Origin of the sequence: Micromonospora sp. CA-249363 (assembly GCF_050950185.1) — a bacterium.
Taxonomy (GTDB): domain Bacteria; phylum Actinomycetota; class Actinomycetes; order Mycobacteriales; family Micromonosporaceae; genus Micromonospora.
In genome coordinates, this window is sequence record NZ_CP192020.1 from 5,404,842 (window position 1) to 5,421,080 (window position 16,239).

The window sequence follows — 16,239 nt, forward strand, 5'->3', positions numbered from 1 at the left end:
GTGGTGGTCAGTGCCGTTGCCTACTCAGCCTTGGCGAGACGCAGGGCGAGTTCCGGGCAGACCTTGACGGCCTTGAGGGCGCCCTCGCGCAGCCAGGTCGGCACGGGCGTGGCCGGGAAGGCGGGGTAGCCGTTGGCGTCGAGCCGGATGAAGTCCGGCACCACGTGCGCGCAGAGGCCGTGCCCGTCACAGCGGGACCAGTCCAGGGTGAGCTTCTGCGGGTCGGGGTCCGGCGCCCCGGGCAGCCCCATGACGCCCTTCACCCGCCGGCCGCAGCCGTCGCCGGTGCTGTGCAACCGCAGGTCCTCGGCGAAGACCTCGATCGCGGAGAGCGCGAACCGGGCCGTACCGTCGGGATGGCTGCACGCGCCCCGACCCTTGACCTCGCCCGCGGCGGCACGGACGACGTCGGCCGGTTGGCTGCCGGCCACGGCCAGGTCGACCGCGCGGGCCAGGTCCGGCAGGCCCATCTTGCACGGGCCGCACTGGCCGGCGGACTCGCCGGCCAGGTAGCGCACCACCTGCGCGGCCTCACCGAGCGGGCAGGTGTCGAGCCCGACCGGGATGATGATGCCCGCGCCGAGGGCGCCGCCGACCGCGGCGAGGCCCTTGCGGGAGACCTCGGCCTTCTCCGCCGCCTCCGCGGTGATCCACTTACCGTGGTAGCCGCCCATCAGGATGCCCTGGACGTCCGGGACCTCACACAGGTCGAGGACGTCGCGCAGCGGCATGCCGGCGGTGCACTCCACCACGGCCGGCCGGCCCGCCGCGCCGGTCACGGTGAGCAGCACGGTGCCGGGTTCGTCGTCGGTGCCGAGCGCCGCGTACTCGTACGGGCCGAGTCGTGCGCCGACGGCCAGCTGGGCGAACGTCTCGGCGTTGGACAGCAGGGTGGGCAGGCCACTGACCCCGGAGTCGCTGGAGCGCTTCTTGGTGCCCGGCGGGATGTGCGGCAGCCCGTTGATCCCGTTGACCAGGGCACCGCCCTCACCGGAGATGAACCGGTGCGGCACGGTGACGATCGTGGTCGGCACCGGCATCCGGCGCTCGTCGAGGGCCTCCATCAGCGAGTCCCGGCCGACCCCGTCGTCCGCCACCCCGATCACGATTTCGTCGGCGTCCAGCGCGTACGCGGTCAGCGCGGCCCCGTCGAGGATCAGGTGCGGAGCCCGGGTCAGCAGCACCTTGTCCTTCCAGCTCGCCGGCTCACCCTCGCTGGCGTTGACCACCACCACCGCGGCGAGGTCCTGGCGCTCGCAGGACTCGAGTACGGCGCGCAGCTTGCGGGCGAACGGGAAACCCGCGCCGCCCTTGCCCTTGAGCTGCATGCCCTCGGCCAGCCGCAGGAGCTGCGCGGGCTCCATCGGGCCGATCGGCCCGTGCACCTCCTCGTGCGCGGCCAGGTCGAGGCGACCGAACTCGGCGAACCCGGCGGTCAGTCGAGGCTCACCGACGCAGGCCACCGGAGGGACGGTCGTCCGCATCACTTCGCCTCACCCCGCAGTCCGGCCCAGTACGCCCCGTCCACCGCGTCCGCGCTGGCCTTGCGGCGCTTCGACCGGCCCTCGCCGGCGGCCCGCTTGGCGCGCCGTGACGCCAGGTCGACGAGGGTCGGGGTGTCGTCGACCGGTGGCTGCACGTCCTCGGGGACGTACCGGGCCGGCGGACGCCAGTAGTCCGGCTCCTCCGGCAGGTCGTCCTCGGCGCTGTGCCGGCCGCTGCCGCTGCGCGGGGCCGCCGAGATGGGGCCGCTCGAGATCGGGCCGGCCGAGATCGGCTCGGCGGAGACCGGACCGGCCGAGATCGGCTCGGCGGCCTGCCAGCGACGCGGGCTGTCCCACGGCTCCTCGGGCTCGTCGGCGGCCCGTCGCGGCGGGGCCGAGTACCTGGTGCCCTCGTCCTCGGTGCGGGACCGTCGACCGCTCCGCTCGGCCGCCGGCTCCTCGGCGCGGCGCCGCCCCGGCGCGGCGGTCTCCTCGTCCCGGTCGCGCGAGGCGCGTCGCCGCGTCACCGGCTCCACCTCCTCCTCGGCGCTGCGACGGGCGGCGCGGCGGGTCGCCGTCGTCTCCATCTCTTCGCGGCGGCCCTGCCGGGCGGCCGGCTCCTCGTCCCGACGCCGCCGGCTGGGCCGGGCCGGCTCGACCAGCGAGCCGGGCTCGGGCACCACCGGAACGGTGAACCGCTCGGGGTCCCGCCGGCGCGGACCGGTCGGCGCCGCCCACGTGGCGGTGGTGGCCTCCGCCCAGGCCGGACGCTTGTCCTCGCTCTTGTCGCGGCGGCGACCCAGGCCGGCCAGCAGTGAGCGGCCCCGGCCCTCGTCGGTGCCCCGTCCGGCCAGCGCGGCGTTGCGCACGGCGGCCTGGTGCTGCTCGCGACTGCGCCGGCCGATGGTGACCGAGAGCCGCACCAGCAGCGCCAACACGACGAGCAGGACGCACGCGAAGTAGCTGAGGACGACCCAGGACGCCGCGGCCCGACCGGCGTTGAGGCCGTGAAAGATCGCGAAGGGCCAGGCGAGGTACGCGGCGGAGTGCAGGGCACGCCACAGCCACTTCGGACCGACGCCGGCGAAGCGGGCACGGATGATGCCGGTCCAGATCACGCTGACCATGAGCAGGGCGGCCACCGTACCGAGGCCGACGTAGAGCCCCCGGCCGCCGATGAACGGGATCAGCGAGTCGGTCGCCGCGGCGCGGCCGGTGGCGATCTTGGTGAGCACATGGAAGAGCAGTCCGGCCGTACCCAGGACGCCGGTGGCGCGGTGCGCGGACTGCATCAGTACGCGGTGCGAGATGTTCAGCACCAGCCGGTCGGTGGCGAGCAGTCCCAGCATCACGGTGAGACTCAGCGACACCAGGGCGATCACGCCGGCGAAGAACTCGGTGAAAAAGAAGCCGTACGCGTACGCCATCTGACCGGCGCCGGTCAGCATGGTCGCCGCCCAGAACGCGGCGAGCATCGACGCGATCAGCAACGTCGTCGCCGAGCGGGACCTGGTCCGCACCCCCCGACTGCTGGTGCTGGTCCGGACCTCGGTGGCCTTCTGGTTCTGCTTTGCCCGGGCCATCTGCTCCTCGATCGTCTCGCGGCGGCGTACCACCGGCCGACCCCTGCTCCCCCATCCAGTACGGACCGACGGCGCGCGCGGATCACCCGGCGGGAAAAAATTCTGGGCCGCGATCGAACCAAGTGGTGTCGCGGTGCGTTGTGCGGCTCCCCCCGCGTGACACGCAGTGACGCAGGTCCATGCATTGACAGTCCTTGCAACACGCTTGTAACCTTTCGGCAAATTTCAGCATCGGTTGCAAGATTCGAGCAGCCCTGCGCTCCCCCGCCGCACCACCACCCCCACCCCCGCTCCCCTCAGGAGTCCCGATGCGCCACCGTCGACGCAGCTCGGCGATCCTCGCCCTCGGCCTGGTCGCCAGCCTGCTGGTCCCCCTCACCGCGCCGGCGTCCCCGGCCGTCGCCAGCCCGTCCGGCACGAAGAAGGTCATCGTCCAGCTCTTCGAGTGGAACTGGCCGTCGGTCGCCAGCGAGTGCCAGAGCACGCTCGGCCCCAAGGGCTACGGCTACGTGCAGGTCTCGCCCCCGCAGGAGCACGTGCGGGGCAACCAGTGGTACATGGCATACCAGCCGGTCAGCTACCGGATCGAGTCCCGCAAGGGCACCCGGGCCCAGTTCCAGTCGATGGTGAACACCTGTCACGCGGCCGGCGTGAAGGTGATCGTCGACGCCGTCATCAACCACATGTCCGGCCAGGACAACGGCGGCACCGGTTGGGCCGGCTCGTCGTACTCGCACTACGACTACCCGGGCATCTACCAGACCCAGGACTTCCACCACTGCGGACGCAACGGCGGCGACGACATCGCCAACTACAACGACCGGTACGAGGTGCAGAACTGCGAGCTGGTCAACCTGTCCGACCTGAAGACCGAGTCGGACTACGTCCGTACGAAGATCGCGTCGTACCTCAACGACCTGCTCTCCCTCGGCGTGGACGGCTTCCGGATGGACGCCAGCAAGCACATGCCGGCCGCCGACATCGCCGCCATCAAGGGCAAGCTGTCCCGCTCCGCGTACATCGTGCAGGAGGTCATCTACGGCGCCGGCGAGCCGATCCAGCCGACCGAGTACACCGGCAACGGCGACGTGCACGAGTTCCGCTACGGCAAGGACCTGGCCCGGGTGTTCCGCTCCGAGCGGCTCGCCTACCTGAAGAACTTCGGCGAGGGCTGGGGGCACCTGCCCAGCGGCTCGGCCTCGGTGTTCGTGGACAACCACGACACCCAGCGCGACTCCGGCGGGGTGCTCACCTACCGCGACCGGGGCATCTACGCCCTCGCCAACGCCTTCATGCTGGCCTGGCCGTACGGGTCGCCGACCGTCATGTCCAGCTACACCTTCAGCGACCGGGACGCCGGCCCGCCCTCGGACGGCAGCAACAAGACCGTGAACACCACCTGCTACTCGGGCTGGGAGTGCGAGCACCGCTGGCCGGTGATCGCCAACATGGTCGGCTTCCGCAACGCCACCGAGGGCGCCGGCGTGGCCAACTGGTACGACAACGGCAACAACCACATCGCGTTCAGCCGCAGCGGTAAGGGCTACGTCACGGTCAACGACGAGGACTCGGCGGTGAACGGCCGCTCGTACTACACCGGACTTCCCGCCGGCCGGTACTGCGACGTCATCCACGGCACGTACACGAACGGATCGTGCAGCGGCCCGGTGATCACCGTGGACAGCAACGGCTGGTTCGCCGCGAGCGTGCCGGCGCACGACGCGGTGGCCATCCACATCGGCGCACGGGTCTGACCGACTCACCGGGGCCCCCGGCCGGCGGGTATCGCCGAACCGGGGGCCCCGGACCGACCACCGCCATAGAGTGGTTTCGTGCTGTTTGACCGTATGTCCCCGTACCGTCGTCGCGCCGGCTGGATCGCCGGCGCGGTCGCCGTACCCGTGCTGCTGGTCGCCGCGCTGCTGGTCGGCCAGGCTCTCACCCCACGCTCGACGGCCCCCGACGACCAGAGCGTGGTGGTCGCCGACCCGACGCCGAACAGCGTCGAGCAGAGCCCGGAGGAGTCGGTCCCGCCGGCCGCGCCCGCCCCGGACGGGCTGCCGGTGCTCGACTACGACCCCGCCCCCAAGGGTTTCCCGGCCGACCCGGCCACGATGGACACCACGCCGCTCACCGAGGGCGTGCACCCGACCCGGCGGATCGCCGCGTACGACGCTCCCGGCGGTCGGCCGCTGGCCTTCGTCGAGCCGACGCTCGCGGGTGTCGAGCTGACCGTGCCGATTGCCCAGCGGCGGGCCGGTTGGACAGCCGTCCTGCTGCCCTCGGCGAATCGGCAGCTCGCCTGGCTTCCCCCGGGCGGATTCGAGACCGTGACGCTGCGCGACCAGATCGTGGTCGAGCGCAAGACCCACCGGCTCACCTGGTACCGGGCCGGCAAGGCGGTCCGTTCCTGGAAGACGAGCCTCGGCCAGTCGGGACAGGAGACGCCGCTCGGGCGCACCTTCATCCTGGGCCGCACCCCGCCTCCCGAAGAGGTCTACGGCGGAGTGGACATCTACGCCCTCGGCTCGGTGCCGGACGACCCGGAGGCGGTGCCGACCGGGCTCAAGGGCGCCCACATCGGCCTGCACACCTGGTACAACGACGACGAGCTGGGCGAGAACACCACCAACGGCTGCATCCGGGTGACCCGCAGCGGTCAGCGGGAACTGCTCGCCGAGGTCCGGCCCGGCAGCAGCCTGGTGGTCGTCGACCAGCTCCCCACCCCACCACCGACCGCCTGAGCCGCGCCACTCAGTCGCCCAGCAGCCACCCGTTCTGCTCGGCGATGCGTACGGCCGCGGCCCGGTTCCGCGCGCCGGTCTTGCCGATCGCCGCGGACAGGTGGTTCCGCACCGTCCCCTCGGACAGGTGCAGCGCCCTCGCCAGCTCGGCGACCGCGCCGCCACCTCGCGCCGCCCGCAACACCTCGGTCTCCCGCTCGGTCAACGGGCTCGCCCCGGTGGCCAGCGTCTCCGCGGCCAGGGTCGGGTCCACCACCCGCAGGCCGGCGTGCACCCGTCGGACGGCGTCGGCGAGCTGCCGGGCCGGGGTGTCCTTGACCACGAACCCGTTCGCGCCGGCCTCCATGGCCCGACGCAGGTAACCGGGCCGCCCGAACGTGGTCACCACCAGCACCCGGCAGGACGGCAGCGCGGCCCGGACCGCGGCGGTGGCGGCGATGCCGTCCAGGCCGGGCATCTCCACGTCCAGCAGGGCCACGTCGGGTGTGTGCCGCAGGGCCTCGGGCACCACCTCGTCGCCCCGACCGACCTCGGCCACGACGGTCAGGTCCGGCTCGAGCGACAGCAGCGCGGCCAGCGCGCCCCGGACCAGCGCCTGGTCGTCGGCGAGCAGCAGCCGGATGGGCTGCGCGGCGCCGCTCACCGGGCCTCCGCCGGGGCGTGCACCCGCAGCAGGAAGCCGGTGCCGTCGCCACGCCGGCTCACGGTGACCACGGCGTCCAGCCGGCGGGCCCGCTCCCGCAGGCCGACCAGACCGTGCCCGGCGGCATCGGGTGTGGACGGACCTCGCCCGTCGTCGCCGACCTCGACCCCGTCCGGGCGTACCCGGATCGTGCAGCACCGCGCCCCGCTGTGCCGGACCACGTTGGTCACCCCTTCGCGCACCGTCCATCCGAACAACCGGTCCCACTCGCGCGGCAGTTCCGGAGTCTCGGCCGGCACCTCGGCCGCGATACCCGCCGCGGCGAGCGCGGAGCGGGCGCCGGCCAGCTCACCGGCGAGGGTGACCTCGCGGTACGCCCCGACGGTCTGCCGCACGTCGGCCAGGGCCGCCCGCGCCAGCTTCTCCACCTCGGCGATCTCGGCGGCGGCCCGGGCGGCGTCGACCTCGATGAGCCGCCCGGCCAACTCGGCCTTGATCGCCACCACGGTCAGCGAGTGTCCGAGGATGTCGTGCAGGTCGCGTGCGGCCCGTGCCCGCTCCTCCGCGACCGCGAGCCGGCCGATCTCCTGCTGGGCGGCCTGGAGCTCGCTGTTGCGCTGGGCCAGCCGCGACACACCGAACATGGCGAACGAGGCGAGCAGCACCGCGAAGACGATGCCGTGCTCCGCCTGCCAGCCCGGCACCAGCCAGGACGTCAGCGCCGGGGTCACGGCGCAGAGCGCCACGGTGACCGCCGCCTCCCCGGCCGGCAGCAGGAACACCCCGGCCGCGGCCACGTAGACAAGCGTCGCCAGCCAGTCCCCTTCGGTGCCCGGGATGCTGGCCAGGCCCACCGCGAGCAGGAGCAGCAGGCCCACCCGCGCCCGTCCGGCCGGGATCGGCAGCAGCGACGCGCGGAGCCGACGGGCCCACTGGAACAGCAGCACGTAGCCCAGACCGAAGAGGATCAGGGCGGCCACTCCGACGATCCGCCGCCACGGCTGCGGCTGGTGCAGGGCGGTGGAGAGCGGCACGTTGAGGAAGAACAGCCACACGGCGGCCAGCAGCCAGCCGATGATCCGCCAGTGGCGGTTCATCGGCCGGGGCTGCCCCGTCGGGAGGTCCATCGGGTTCACGCTAGCGGTCGCGGCCGTCAGACCCGAGCGGTGTCCCGGCGGAACAGCCGGGTCGCGCCGACACCGAAGGCCAGGGTCCAGATGACGATGTTGGCCACCGCCGCCATGCTCACGCCGTCGCCGGTGAGCGGCGAGCGGGCCAGCTCACCCATGCCGTACACCGGGGTGAACTTCGCGACCTGCTGGAGCACGTGCGGCAGCACCTCGACCGGCACAAACAGCCCGCCGAACATGGCCAGCACCGCCAGGATCGGCCCGATGAACTGCATGACGTTCTCGGCCGGCACCAGGTAGCCGATGAACAGGCCGAACGCGGCGAACACCAGCGAGCCGACCCAGGCGGCCAGCCCGGACAGCAGCCAGATGTCCAGCGGGAGGCGGACGCCGGCCGCCGCCCCCACCAGGAACTCCACGACCACCGCGAGCAGGCCGAGGGTCATCGCGGTGGCGAGCTTCGTCGCCACGTACGCGACCGGCCGCAGCGGGGTGAGCCGTAGCTGCCGGCTCCACCCCAGCGCCCGCTCGGTGGCGACCGCGCCACCCGCGCTGGTCGTCGCCACCATCGCCGCGTACACCGCGAGGCTGATCATGACGTACGCGGTGACAGGTCGACCGTTGTCGAGGGTCTGTCCGCGCTGCGGCAGACCGAAGATGAGGAAGAAGACGCTCGGCATGATCAGCGTGAAGGCGAGGGTACGACGGTTGCGCAGCACCCGGCGCAGCTCGATGCCGAGGACGGCCGGGGCGAAGCCGCCCAGAGCGGACGGCCGGCGATCGGGCCGGGCAGGACGGTCGGTGCGGGTGGCGACGGGGGTGGACATTCGTCAGGCTCCGATGCGCTCGGTGGTCAGGGCGAGGAAGGCGTCCTCGAGGTTGCGGGAGGTGATCTCCACGTCCCGGGCGGTGGTCCGGGTGAGCAGATGCCGGGCGATCGCGTCCGAGTCGCCGGTACGCACCAGCACGCTGTCGCCGCGTACCTCCACGGCGTCGACGCCGGGCAGCGCGGCGAGCGCGGCCTGGTCCGCGCCGGGCAGGGTGGCTCGCACCGTACGGCCGGCGGCCAGGTTCTTGATCTCGGCGGTGGTGCCGTCGGCGACGACGCGTCCCCGGCGGACCAGCACGATCCGATCGGCGTACGAGTCCGCCTCGTCGAGGTAGTGGGTGGCGAAGATGACGGTCCTGCCGTCCCGGGCGTCGCGGCGCAGCGCCTGCCAGAAGTCCCGACGACCCTCGACGTCCATGCCCGTGGTCGGCTCGTCGAGGACCATCAGATCCGGGTCCGGCAGCAGCGCCAACGCGAAGCGCAGCCGCTGCTGCTGACCGCCCGAGCACCGCCCGACGATCCGATCGGCGATGTCGGCGATACCGGCGCGCTCCAGCACCTCGCCCGCCGGACGGGTGTGGCGGTAGAAGTGCGCGGTCATCCGTACCGTCTCGCCCACGGTGAGGTCCTTGAGCAGACCGCCGGTCTGGAGCACGGCGGCGATCCGACCCTGGGCCACCGCCTCGTCGGCGGTGCCGCCGAGGACGCGCACCGTGCCCGCGTCCGGGCGGGCCAGGCCGAGCAACATGTCGATCGTGGTGGTCTTGCCCGCCCCGTTGGGGCCGAGGAACGCCACCACCTCGCCGGGCTGCACCCGCAGGCCCAGTCCGTCGACCGCGGTGACCGTACCGAAGGTCTTGGTGAGGCCGTTCAGCTCGACGGCCGGCTGCGTACTGGTCATGGCATAAATGCTGGGGTGTCGCGGACCTCGACTCCTGAAGCGGCCGTCACGTTCCGGCCGTGACATTTGTCAGGGGCTCAGAGACTGGCGGGCACGCAGCGTGACGGGTCGGCGGGCGAGGACCGCGACGAGCGTGATGCCACCCAGTCATCAAGATGCCCCTGAGTCATCACGCCCACCGGCACATCCGCCCCCGACCAGGCATCCCGAGGGCGGCAGCGGGTAAGCGCGCCGCCGGACGCCGCGACACCGGGAGGACGAGATGGGTGCCACGCCGCAGGGCCAGGTCGACACGGTCGTGCTGATCCACGGGCTCTGGATGACCCCACGGAGCTGGGAGGGGTGGGCCGATCGCTTCACCGAGCGCGGCATGCACGTCATCGCCCCCGCCTGGCCCGGCATGGACCGCTCCGTGGAGCAGTTGCGCGACGACCCCACCCCGATCGCCCAGCAGAGCATGGCCACCATCGTCGCCCACTACGACCGGATCATCCGGGCGCTGCCGCGGCCGCCGATCATCATGGGCCACTCGTTCGGTGGACTCTTCGCGCAGGTCCTCGCCGATCGGGGCCTGGGCGCGGCGGTGGTGGGCGTGCATCCCGCGGCGGTCAAGGGGGTGCTCAAGGTGCCGTTGAGCCAGTTGCGCTCGGGCTTCCCGATCCTGCGCAGCCCCGCCAACCGGGGCAAGGCCGTCCCCTTCACCCCGGACGACTTCGCCTACACCTTCGGCAACACCCTGAGCCGCGAGGAGTCCGACCGCGCCTGGCAGCGGTACGCCGTCCCCGGAGCGGGCCGGGTGTTCTTCGAGGGCGCGTTCGCCAACATCGACCCGCGCTCGCCCGCCCGCGTCGACACCGGACGCGTCGACCGGGCGCCACTGCTGCTGATGGCCGGAGGGCAGGACCACGTGGTGCCGGCGTCGGTGGTCCGTACCAACGCGGGGCTCTACCAGAAGTCCCGCGCGCTCACCGCGTACGAGGAGTTTCCCGACCGGTCGCACTTCACGGTCGGGGCGCCCGGCTGGGAGAAGATCGCCGACTACTCGCTGGACTGGGCGGTGCGGGCGGCGGCGCTGCCCCGCGAGGCGACAATCGCCAGCGAGACCCCCCGCCGCTGACGCCTGGCCACAAGTGATCCCGCCCAACTTCGCCAGCTCGGCTCTCTTCTTCATAAAGCGGTATGACACAGAGGAATGAACATGCCTCTGTGTCATACCGCTCGCCGGCACTCACGTCTGGGGCTGCGAACGACGCTTGATGTCGGTTAGTGTTCGTCCCTCCACGGAACGTACGAATATGGCTCGCGTCGCGCGTGGTCGAGCGGGAGGACAGCATGGCCAGCATCGAACAAGTGAAGGCCGCGCTCGCCCACGCAGCCGAACAAAGCAACACCACGACAAATCAGATCAGGGCTGCCATCGAGAGCACCGAGCAGGTATTGGTCCGGCTGCGTGCAGTCGCCGCCGGCACCGGCCACCCGACGCTCGCCGAAGCCATCGCTCGCGCCGAGCAGAGCAAACAGCGGCTGGTCGAAGCGGCAACCACCCTGCAGGGCAGTAGCCAAGCGGCGCGGCAGTACATGAGCGTCCTGGGCTGACCGTGAGTATCGGCGAGATCAAAGCGATCCTCCACGAAGCCGACCGCTCGCTCAGCGACGCCGCCACCACCGTCAAGGAGATCGGCACTCAGCTCGACGAGGCGACGGGCCTCGCCCTCGCCAGCCTGCATGACAGCCAGCACACCGAGGCGAACGAGGCTCGTGCTGACCTCATCTCGGCCCGACGCGAGGTGGAACTGACCCTCCGCGTGATCACGGCGGTCAAGGACAACGCCGCTAGCTATCGGGAGTCACTCGGATGACTGGGCTTCTGGCCCAGGTCGTGGCGCAACTCAACTCCGCTATCGACAAGTTGGACGCGCTCGCCGTGAGAGCGGGTCACGCCCAGCAGGACGTCGCCGAGGCTCAGGGAAATCTCCACCAACTCGGTAGCGGAAGCGACAGCCCGAAGCTCGGCCTGGCGATCATCAAGAGCGGCACCGCTGTCGACAAGGCCGGCCGGCTCGGCCGCCTGAGTAGCGACGCCGCACAACATCTCGCCAACTACGTCAACGTGATCGCCCCCGGTTCAGCCCTGGCTCGCGTCGACGGAGACCGCGGATCACCAACAGGTGAACGAGTGGTCGCAGAGGCAGAGGCCAGGGGCCAGCGAGCCGAAGCCTTCCTCCGGCGTCATGTGAAGAAGGCGGACGAGACCGAGAGCAACCTTCAGGGCGCCGAGCAGGCCACCACCGCCGGGCTTCGCGAGTTGATGCATCAGATCAAGAGCGGCCCCGGCGGCACCGCGACCTCCACCACCGCTCCCAGGCCCGCCCCGCCGCCAGATCGACCACAGTTGGAACACCCGGTCAGCTCCGTCATCATGGCAGCCGGAGCCGTAGTCGTCGGCCTCAAGGGCCTGTGGAACACAACCAAGAAGCATCGTGAAAGGAAGCACCTTGACGATCAGTCCTGACATGGTCGCCTACATCCGCACGATGGTGACGGGCGACCACGCCGAGAACGACCGCATCGAGGCTCGCCTCGACAGTCAGGGCTGGGAAGGTTTCGCCACGCTGCTCGGCGCGGTCTTCTTTCTCGCGGTCGACCGCCGATTCCCGGACGGTGCGAGTACGGAAGAGGTGATCCGGTTCGTCAGCCACATGCGAAGCACGACGAACGGTGGTGCCGAAACCGACGCCACCAGCGCGGAGATACTGATCAGTGCCGCCCTCGATCCGAGCATCGACACTGACGTCGATCCGAAGGTTGCGGGCCGTATCCAGGGCTTGACGATCCTCCACACCCTCGGCGGTGGGGCAATCTCCGGCGACGAGCTGGATGCCCTCCTGAGCGAGGCAACGGCGCTTGCTCGGCAGGTGTAGCTGCCCTACAGGGGGCAAGGGCGTGTCGGCCTGATCGCGCCCCCGTTACCAGGGTGCACCGGCACAGCGCTGATGCAGAGGCGGCCCTGAGCTCAGCCGCGCCGCTGCACGATCTCAGAACGACGACCTGGGCGTTGTGTGTCGCATGGGTCGGCTGACCCGGGGTATGAGCCCAGGATGAGGGCGAGTTTCCGGATCGGTCGGATCGCGGGGGTGCCGGTCGGCGTCAACTGGAGCGTGCTGGTCATCTTCGCGCTGATCGCGTGGGGTCTGGCCGCCAACCAGTTTCCCCGCTCGTACCCGGACCGCTCGCCCGTGGCGTACACCCTCGCCGGTCTGGCCGCGGCGGTGGTCTTCTTCGTCGGCCTGCTCGCCCACGAGGTGTCGCACGCGGTGGTGGCCAAGCGCAACGGGCTGACCGTCGACGGGATCACGCTGTGGCTGTTCGGCGGCGTGGCCGAGTTGAAGGGCGAGCCGCGCGACCCGGGCGCGGAGTTGCGCATCGCGGGCGTCGGCCCGCTGGTCAGTCTGCTGCTCGGGGCGTTCTTCGGTGCCATCGCGCTGCTGTTCGCGCTGGCCGGGCAGGGCGGGCTGCTCTTCGGGGCGATCGCGTGGCTGGCCGGCATCAACGTGCTGCTGGCGATCTTCAACGTGCTGCCGGCCGCGCCGCTGGACGGCGGACGGCTGCTGCGCGCGGCGGTGTGGAAGGCCACCGGCGACCGGACCCGGGCGTCCGTTGTCGCCGCGCGGGCCGGCTGGGTGCTCGGCGCGCTGCTCATCGGCCTCGGGCTGTGGCAGTTCCTGTCCGGCGTCGGCTTCGGCGGGCTGTGGCTGGCGCTGATCGGCTGGTTCCTGATCGGGGCCGCCGGCATGGAGGAGCGGCAGGCCCGCACCGGAACCGCGCTGCGCGGGATCCGGGTCGCCGACGTGATGACACCGCAGCCGCAGACCGCCTCGGCGGACATGACGGTCGCGGACTTCGTCGACCACTACCTCTTCGCGTACCGGCACTCGGCGCTGCCGCTGACCGACCAGGGGCGGCCGACCGGCCTGGTCACCGTGGACCGGGTGCGGGGCGTACCGGCCGAGCGGCGCTCGTCGACCACCCTGGCCGAGGTGGCGTGCCGGGCCGACGAGCTGGTGCTCGCCCAGCCGGGTGAACAGCTCAACGACCTGCTCCCCCGGCTCAGCGAGTGCGCCGACGGCCGAGCCCTGGTGGTGGGCGACGACGGCCGCCTGACGGGCATCGTCTCCCCCAGCGACATCGCCCGAGCAGTCCAACGCGCCACCCTGCGCACCCCCACCCCCACCGCCACTTCCCGCTGATCATGAAGTTATTGCGCCGACACGCCGCGCCGGAGGGCGATAACTTCATGATCACCGGGGTGATCAGCGGGGAGCCGGCGGGTCAGCGGGCCGGTCAGCGGGTCTCAGCGGGGGAAGTAGTGGTTCAGCTGGGTGGTTTGAAACTTGGCCTTGGGGTCCAGGTTCTTCAGCAGCGCGGTGAAGTCGGCGTGCCTCGGGTAACGGGCCGACAGGTCTTCCGGGGCGGTGACGAAGACCTTGCCCCAGTGCGGGCGCGGGGCGAACGGGGCCAGGCGCGCCTCCACCTCGGCCAGCACGGGTAGCACCGCGTCGGTGTCGTCGACCCAGGTGAAGTGGACGACGAAGCTGTCCCGCCGGTGGTTGGGGCTGAGCCACAGCTCGTCGGCGGCCACCGTGCGCAGCTCGCACACGTGCAGGACGGGGGCGATCAGGTGCGCCACCTCGGCGAGGGCGGCGAGCGCGTCGGCGGAGGCGGTGCGCGGCAGGTGGTACTCGGACTGCAACTCGTCACCGCTGCTCGGGGTGAACCCGAGCTTGAAGTGCGGCAGGCGCTCGTGCCACGGGCCTGGCTCGCCGAGTTGCGGCGTGCAGTTCTCCGGCGGCATGCCGAGCACCGGGTGTCGGGGCTGCTCGGCGGCGGTGGTGCCGAGCCAGTGGGACTCCGGCGGCGGCTGGTCCGCGAGCTGCTTGCGCCACACCTCCCGCAGGCGCGGTGTACGCCAGTCGGTGAAGACGCTCACGCTGTACGCCGAGTCGAACGCCTCGTCCAGCGCGGCCGGGTCGAGGTCGAGCCGCACGTACTGGCGCAGCTCGAAGGCCGGCACCAGATCGAGGGTGACCCGGGTGACCAGGCCGAGCGCGCCGAGCCCCACCACCATCCCGGCGAACGTGTCATCGTCGCGGTCGACGCGCAGCAGGTCGCCGTCGGCGGTGACCAGCTCCAGGCCGGCGACGGCGCTGGCCAGGTTGCCGTGGGTGGGACCGGAGCCGTGGGTGGCGGTGGCCACCGCACCGGCGACCGAGATGTGCGGCAGCGAGGCCATGTTGGCCAGGGCGTACCCCTGGGTGTGCAGCTGTCGGGCGAGGTCGCCGTAGCGCATCGCGCCGCTCACCGTGACCTGGCCGCGTTCGCGGTCCACCTCGACGGTCGGCGGCAGGCCGGCAAGGCTCACCAGGTCGCCGTCGGTGTCGCCGAAGCGGTTGAAGGAGTGCCCCGTGCCGAGGGCGCGGACGCGCCGACTGCCGGCGACGAGGCGGCGCACCTCGTCGAGGGAGGTCGGTCGGTGGAACGCCAGGGCCGCATACCGGACGTTGCCGGCCCAGTTGCGGCGCGCCACCTCGGGAGCTGCGGTCGATGTGGCGTTCGATCCCGGGGTGGTCACGTGGCGGTCTCCCGATCGGTGGACTGCTCGTCGCTCAGGGCGGCGACGAGGGCGTCTAGAACCGTATCCACCTGAAACGTGTGGTAACCACGTTGGGCGATCGGCAGGCGGGCCGCGGTGGCGCGTTCGATCTCGCCGCGGGCCGCCTGCCGGGCCGCCGCGTCGCCGGACAGCAGGGCGTCCTGGCCACGCCGGATCAACCGATCGACCCGGTCCATGGCGTATCCGCGCAGGCCGACCGTGATCTCCGGAGCCGCGAAAGCCGCGCGCCGCAGGGCGAGCAGGTCGACGAAGCGGTCTCCGGCATGGCGGGTGAGCGCCTCGGACACCTGCTCGGGCTGCTCGCGCACCTGGTCGAGGACGAGCAGCTCGATGGCCGGCCGGCCGTCGAGCGGGTGGCGCGCGGTCACCAGCTCACGCGGCACAGCCTGCACGGGCACCAGCAACAGCCTCGGCGGCGTCGGGTAGCCGTCCCGTCGAGGCGGCTCGTCGAGGACCACCGTGTCGACCTCGGCCCACCGGAACTCCCGGCGCAGGCCCGGCCGCCGGATGCTCAGCCCGTCCTCGTGGATCCCGAACCGGAACGGCCGCAACGCGCTGACCAGCGCCACCGCGCCGAGCGCGATGGCACCCACCGCGATGATCGTCCGTAGCAGGGCGCGGTCGCTGGGATAGGCCAGGAGAATCACCCCACCGAGTACGCAGGCCAGGGCGAGCGCACGGGCCCCCCGATTCCGGCGCAATTCCACCCGCGGACCCCCGTTTCACGACCGTGGCGTCGGTCCCGACATCTTCCGCCAGACCGGGCACCGAGGACACCCGACGATCGGGCACGGTTGTTCTCGCCGTCGCCGGGGAACCCTACGCCCATGAGCAGCTACCGTGATCCGGCCCCGCGAGGCGACGTCTTCCCGTCCGAGGAGGAGCTGGACCCGACCGGCAGCGCGGTCGAGCCGGCCAGCGCGCCGCCGGACGTCCGGTTGCCGAACCACCCGGCGCCCACGCCCGGTCCCCGGCCGACACCCGCTCCCGCTCCCGCGCCGACGCCCGTACCGTCGCCGGGGCCACCGCCCCGCGAGCCCGGCGGCGAGTCGCGGTCGATCGTGACGCGGCACCTGGACGGGTCGGTCGAGATCGTCACCGACCTCGACGGTGACGGCGTCGCCGACGTGGTGCAGATCGACGTGGACGGTGACGGCGTACCGGACATCACCTATGTGGACAGCGACCGTGACGGCCGGTTGGACACGGTGCTGCGCGAGCCGGGCCGGCACGCGCAGCACCGCGCCTGACGAC

Annotated in this window: 17 protein-coding genes; 9 read left to right on the top strand and 8 right to left on the bottom strand. The window is 71.9% G+C overall.

Annotated features, from left to right (window positions below):
* Positions 1-20: 20 nt before the first annotated feature.
* On the bottom strand, positions 21-1,487 hold the full coding sequence (locus tag ACQPZK_RS23975) for an NADH-ubiquinone oxidoreductase-F iron-sulfur binding region domain-containing protein (RefSeq protein WP_433535131.1): 1,467 nt from the start codon (positions 1,485-1,487) through the stop codon (positions 21-23).
* The gene (locus ACQPZK_RS23980; protein ID WP_433535132.1) at positions 1,484-3,100 is read right to left on the bottom strand and encodes a hypothetical protein; all 1,617 of its coding nucleotides are present in this window, start codon (positions 3,098-3,100) and stop codon (positions 1,484-1,486) included. The genes ACQPZK_RS23975 and ACQPZK_RS23980 overlap by 4 nt, the downstream gene beginning before the upstream one ends.
* A gap of 275 nt (positions 3,101-3,375) precedes the next feature.
* On the opposite strand from ACQPZK_RS23980, the gene ACQPZK_RS23985 reads away from it, so the two are divergent.
* Complete coding sequence (locus tag ACQPZK_RS23985) at positions 3,376-4,821, top strand: alpha-amylase family glycosyl hydrolase (RefSeq protein ID WP_433535133.1); 1,446 nt, start codon at positions 3,376-3,378, stop codon at positions 4,819-4,821.
* 78 nt (positions 4,822-4,899) lie between these two features.
* On the top strand, positions 4,900-5,811 hold the full coding sequence (locus tag ACQPZK_RS23990; RefSeq protein WP_433535134.1) for a L,D-transpeptidase: 912 nt from the start codon (positions 4,900-4,902) through the stop codon (positions 5,809-5,811).
* Between the two features lie 10 nt (positions 5,812-5,821).
* Here ACQPZK_RS23990 and ACQPZK_RS23995 read toward each other — a convergent pair whose 3' ends face one another.
* Genes ACQPZK_RS23995 through ACQPZK_RS24010 form a run of 4 tightly spaced genes read right to left on the bottom strand, consistent with a single transcriptional unit; the run spans position 5,822 to position 9,314 of the window.
* Positions 5,822-6,454 carry a response regulator transcription factor gene (locus ACQPZK_RS23995; protein ID WP_433535135.1) on the bottom strand — a complete coding sequence of 211 codons (633 nt, stop codon included), beginning with the start codon at positions 6,452-6,454 and terminating at the stop codon, positions 5,822-5,824.
* Positions 6,451-7,581 carry a sensor histidine kinase gene (locus ACQPZK_RS24000; RefSeq protein WP_433535136.1) on the bottom strand — a complete coding sequence of 377 codons (1,131 nt, stop codon included), beginning with the start codon at positions 7,579-7,581 and terminating at the stop codon, positions 6,451-6,453. The genes ACQPZK_RS23995 and ACQPZK_RS24000 overlap by 4 nt, the downstream gene beginning before the upstream one ends.
* Positions 7,582-7,607: 26 nt before the next feature.
* Positions 7,608-8,411 (bottom strand): ABC transporter permease, encoded by an 804-nt coding sequence (locus ACQPZK_RS24005; protein ID WP_433535137.1) that lies wholly within the window; start codon positions 8,409-8,411, stop codon positions 7,608-7,610.
* Between the two features lie 3 nt (positions 8,412-8,414).
* Positions 8,415-9,314, bottom strand: a complete 900-nt coding sequence (locus ACQPZK_RS24010) for an ABC transporter ATP-binding protein (protein ID WP_433535138.1) — start codon at positions 9,312-9,314, stop codon at positions 8,415-8,417.
* A gap of 262 nt (positions 9,315-9,576) precedes the next feature.
* Between ACQPZK_RS24010 and ACQPZK_RS24015 the strand changes: the two genes are divergently transcribed.
* The 6 genes from ACQPZK_RS24015 to ACQPZK_RS24040 all read left to right on the top strand — a co-directional run bounded on the left by ACQPZK_RS24015 (position 9,577) and on the right by ACQPZK_RS24040 (position 13,561).
* Positions 9,577-10,431 (top strand): alpha/beta hydrolase, encoded by an 855-nt coding sequence (locus tag ACQPZK_RS24015; protein WP_433535139.1) that lies wholly within the window; start codon positions 9,577-9,579, stop codon positions 10,429-10,431.
* 215 nt (positions 10,432-10,646) lie between these two features.
* Positions 10,647-10,910: a hypothetical protein gene (locus ACQPZK_RS24020; RefSeq protein ID WP_433535140.1), complete on the top strand. Its 264-nt coding sequence runs from the start codon at positions 10,647-10,649 to the stop codon at positions 10,908-10,910.
* A 2-nt stretch (positions 10,911-10,912) separates the two neighbouring features.
* On the top strand, positions 10,913-11,173 hold the full coding sequence (locus tag ACQPZK_RS24025) for a hypothetical protein (protein ID WP_433535141.1): 261 nt from the start codon (positions 10,913-10,915) through the stop codon (positions 11,171-11,173).
* Complete coding sequence (locus ACQPZK_RS24030; RefSeq protein WP_433535142.1) at positions 11,170-11,826, top strand: hypothetical protein; 657 nt, start codon at positions 11,170-11,172, stop codon at positions 11,824-11,826. Before ACQPZK_RS24025 ends, ACQPZK_RS24030 begins: the two co-directional genes overlap by 4 nt.
* A 1-nt stretch (position 11,827) precedes the next feature.
* On the top strand, positions 11,828-12,235 hold the full coding sequence (locus ACQPZK_RS24035) for a hypothetical protein (protein ID WP_433539296.1): 408 nt from the start codon (positions 11,828-11,830) through the stop codon (positions 12,233-12,235).
* Positions 12,236-12,412: 177 nt separating this feature from the next.
* Entirely contained in the window at positions 12,413-13,561 is a 1,149-nt protein-coding gene (locus tag ACQPZK_RS24040; RefSeq protein WP_433535143.1) for a site-2 protease family protein, read from the top strand.
* Between the two features lie 104 nt (positions 13,562-13,665).
* Here ACQPZK_RS24040 and ACQPZK_RS24045 read toward each other — a convergent pair whose 3' ends face one another.
* Together ACQPZK_RS24045 and ACQPZK_RS24050 are read right to left on the bottom strand one after the other, a co-directional pair.
* Entirely contained in the window at positions 13,666-14,898 is a 1,233-nt protein-coding gene (locus ACQPZK_RS24045) for an FAD-binding protein (protein ID WP_433539297.1), read from the bottom strand.
* 41 nt (positions 14,899-14,939) lie between these two features.
* Positions 14,940-15,692 carry a hypothetical protein gene (locus ACQPZK_RS24050; protein WP_433535144.1) on the bottom strand — a complete coding sequence of 251 codons (753 nt, stop codon included), beginning with the start codon at positions 15,690-15,692 and terminating at the stop codon, positions 14,940-14,942.
* 120 nt (positions 15,693-15,812) lie between these two features.
* On the opposite strand from ACQPZK_RS24050, the gene ACQPZK_RS24055 reads away from it, so the two are divergent.
* The gene (locus tag ACQPZK_RS24055) at positions 15,813-16,235 is read left to right on the top strand and encodes a hypothetical protein (protein WP_433535145.1); all 423 of its coding nucleotides are present in this window, start codon (positions 15,813-15,815) and stop codon (positions 16,233-16,235) included.
* Positions 16,236-16,239: the final 4 nt, after the last annotated feature.

Coding starts and splice junctions, on each gene's coding strand:
- ACQPZK_RS23985 (WP_433535133.1), top strand. CDS start 3,376: ATGCGCCACCGTCGACGCAGCTCGGCGATCCTCGCCCTCGGCCTGGTC.
- ACQPZK_RS24000 (WP_433535136.1), bottom strand. CDS start 7,581: ATGGACCTCCCGACGGGGCAGCCCCGGCCGATGAACCGCCACTGGCGG.
- ACQPZK_RS24005 (WP_433535137.1), bottom strand. CDS start 8,411: ATGTCCACCCCCGTCGCCACCCGCACCGACCGTCCTGCCCGGCCCGAT.
- ACQPZK_RS24010 (WP_433535138.1), bottom strand. CDS start 9,314: ATGACCAGTACGCAGCCGGCCGTCGAGCTGAACGGCCTCACCAAGACC.
- ACQPZK_RS24015 (WP_433535139.1), top strand. CDS start 9,577: ATGGGTGCCACGCCGCAGGGCCAGGTCGACACGGTCGTGCTGATCCAC.
- ACQPZK_RS24020 (WP_433535140.1), top strand. CDS start 10,647: ATGGCCAGCATCGAACAAGTGAAGGCCGCGCTCGCCCACGCAGCCGAA.
- ACQPZK_RS24030 (WP_433535142.1), top strand. CDS start 11,170: ATGACTGGGCTTCTGGCCCAGGTCGTGGCGCAACTCAACTCCGCTATC.
- ACQPZK_RS24035 (WP_433539296.1), top strand. CDS start 11,828: ATGGTCGCCTACATCCGCACGATGGTGACGGGCGACCACGCCGAGAAC.
- ACQPZK_RS24040 (WP_433535143.1), top strand. CDS start 12,413: ATGAGGGCGAGTTTCCGGATCGGTCGGATCGCGGGGGTGCCGGTCGGC.
- ACQPZK_RS24055 (WP_433535145.1), top strand. CDS start 15,813: ATGAGCAGCTACCGTGATCCGGCCCCGCGAGGCGACGTCTTCCCGTCC.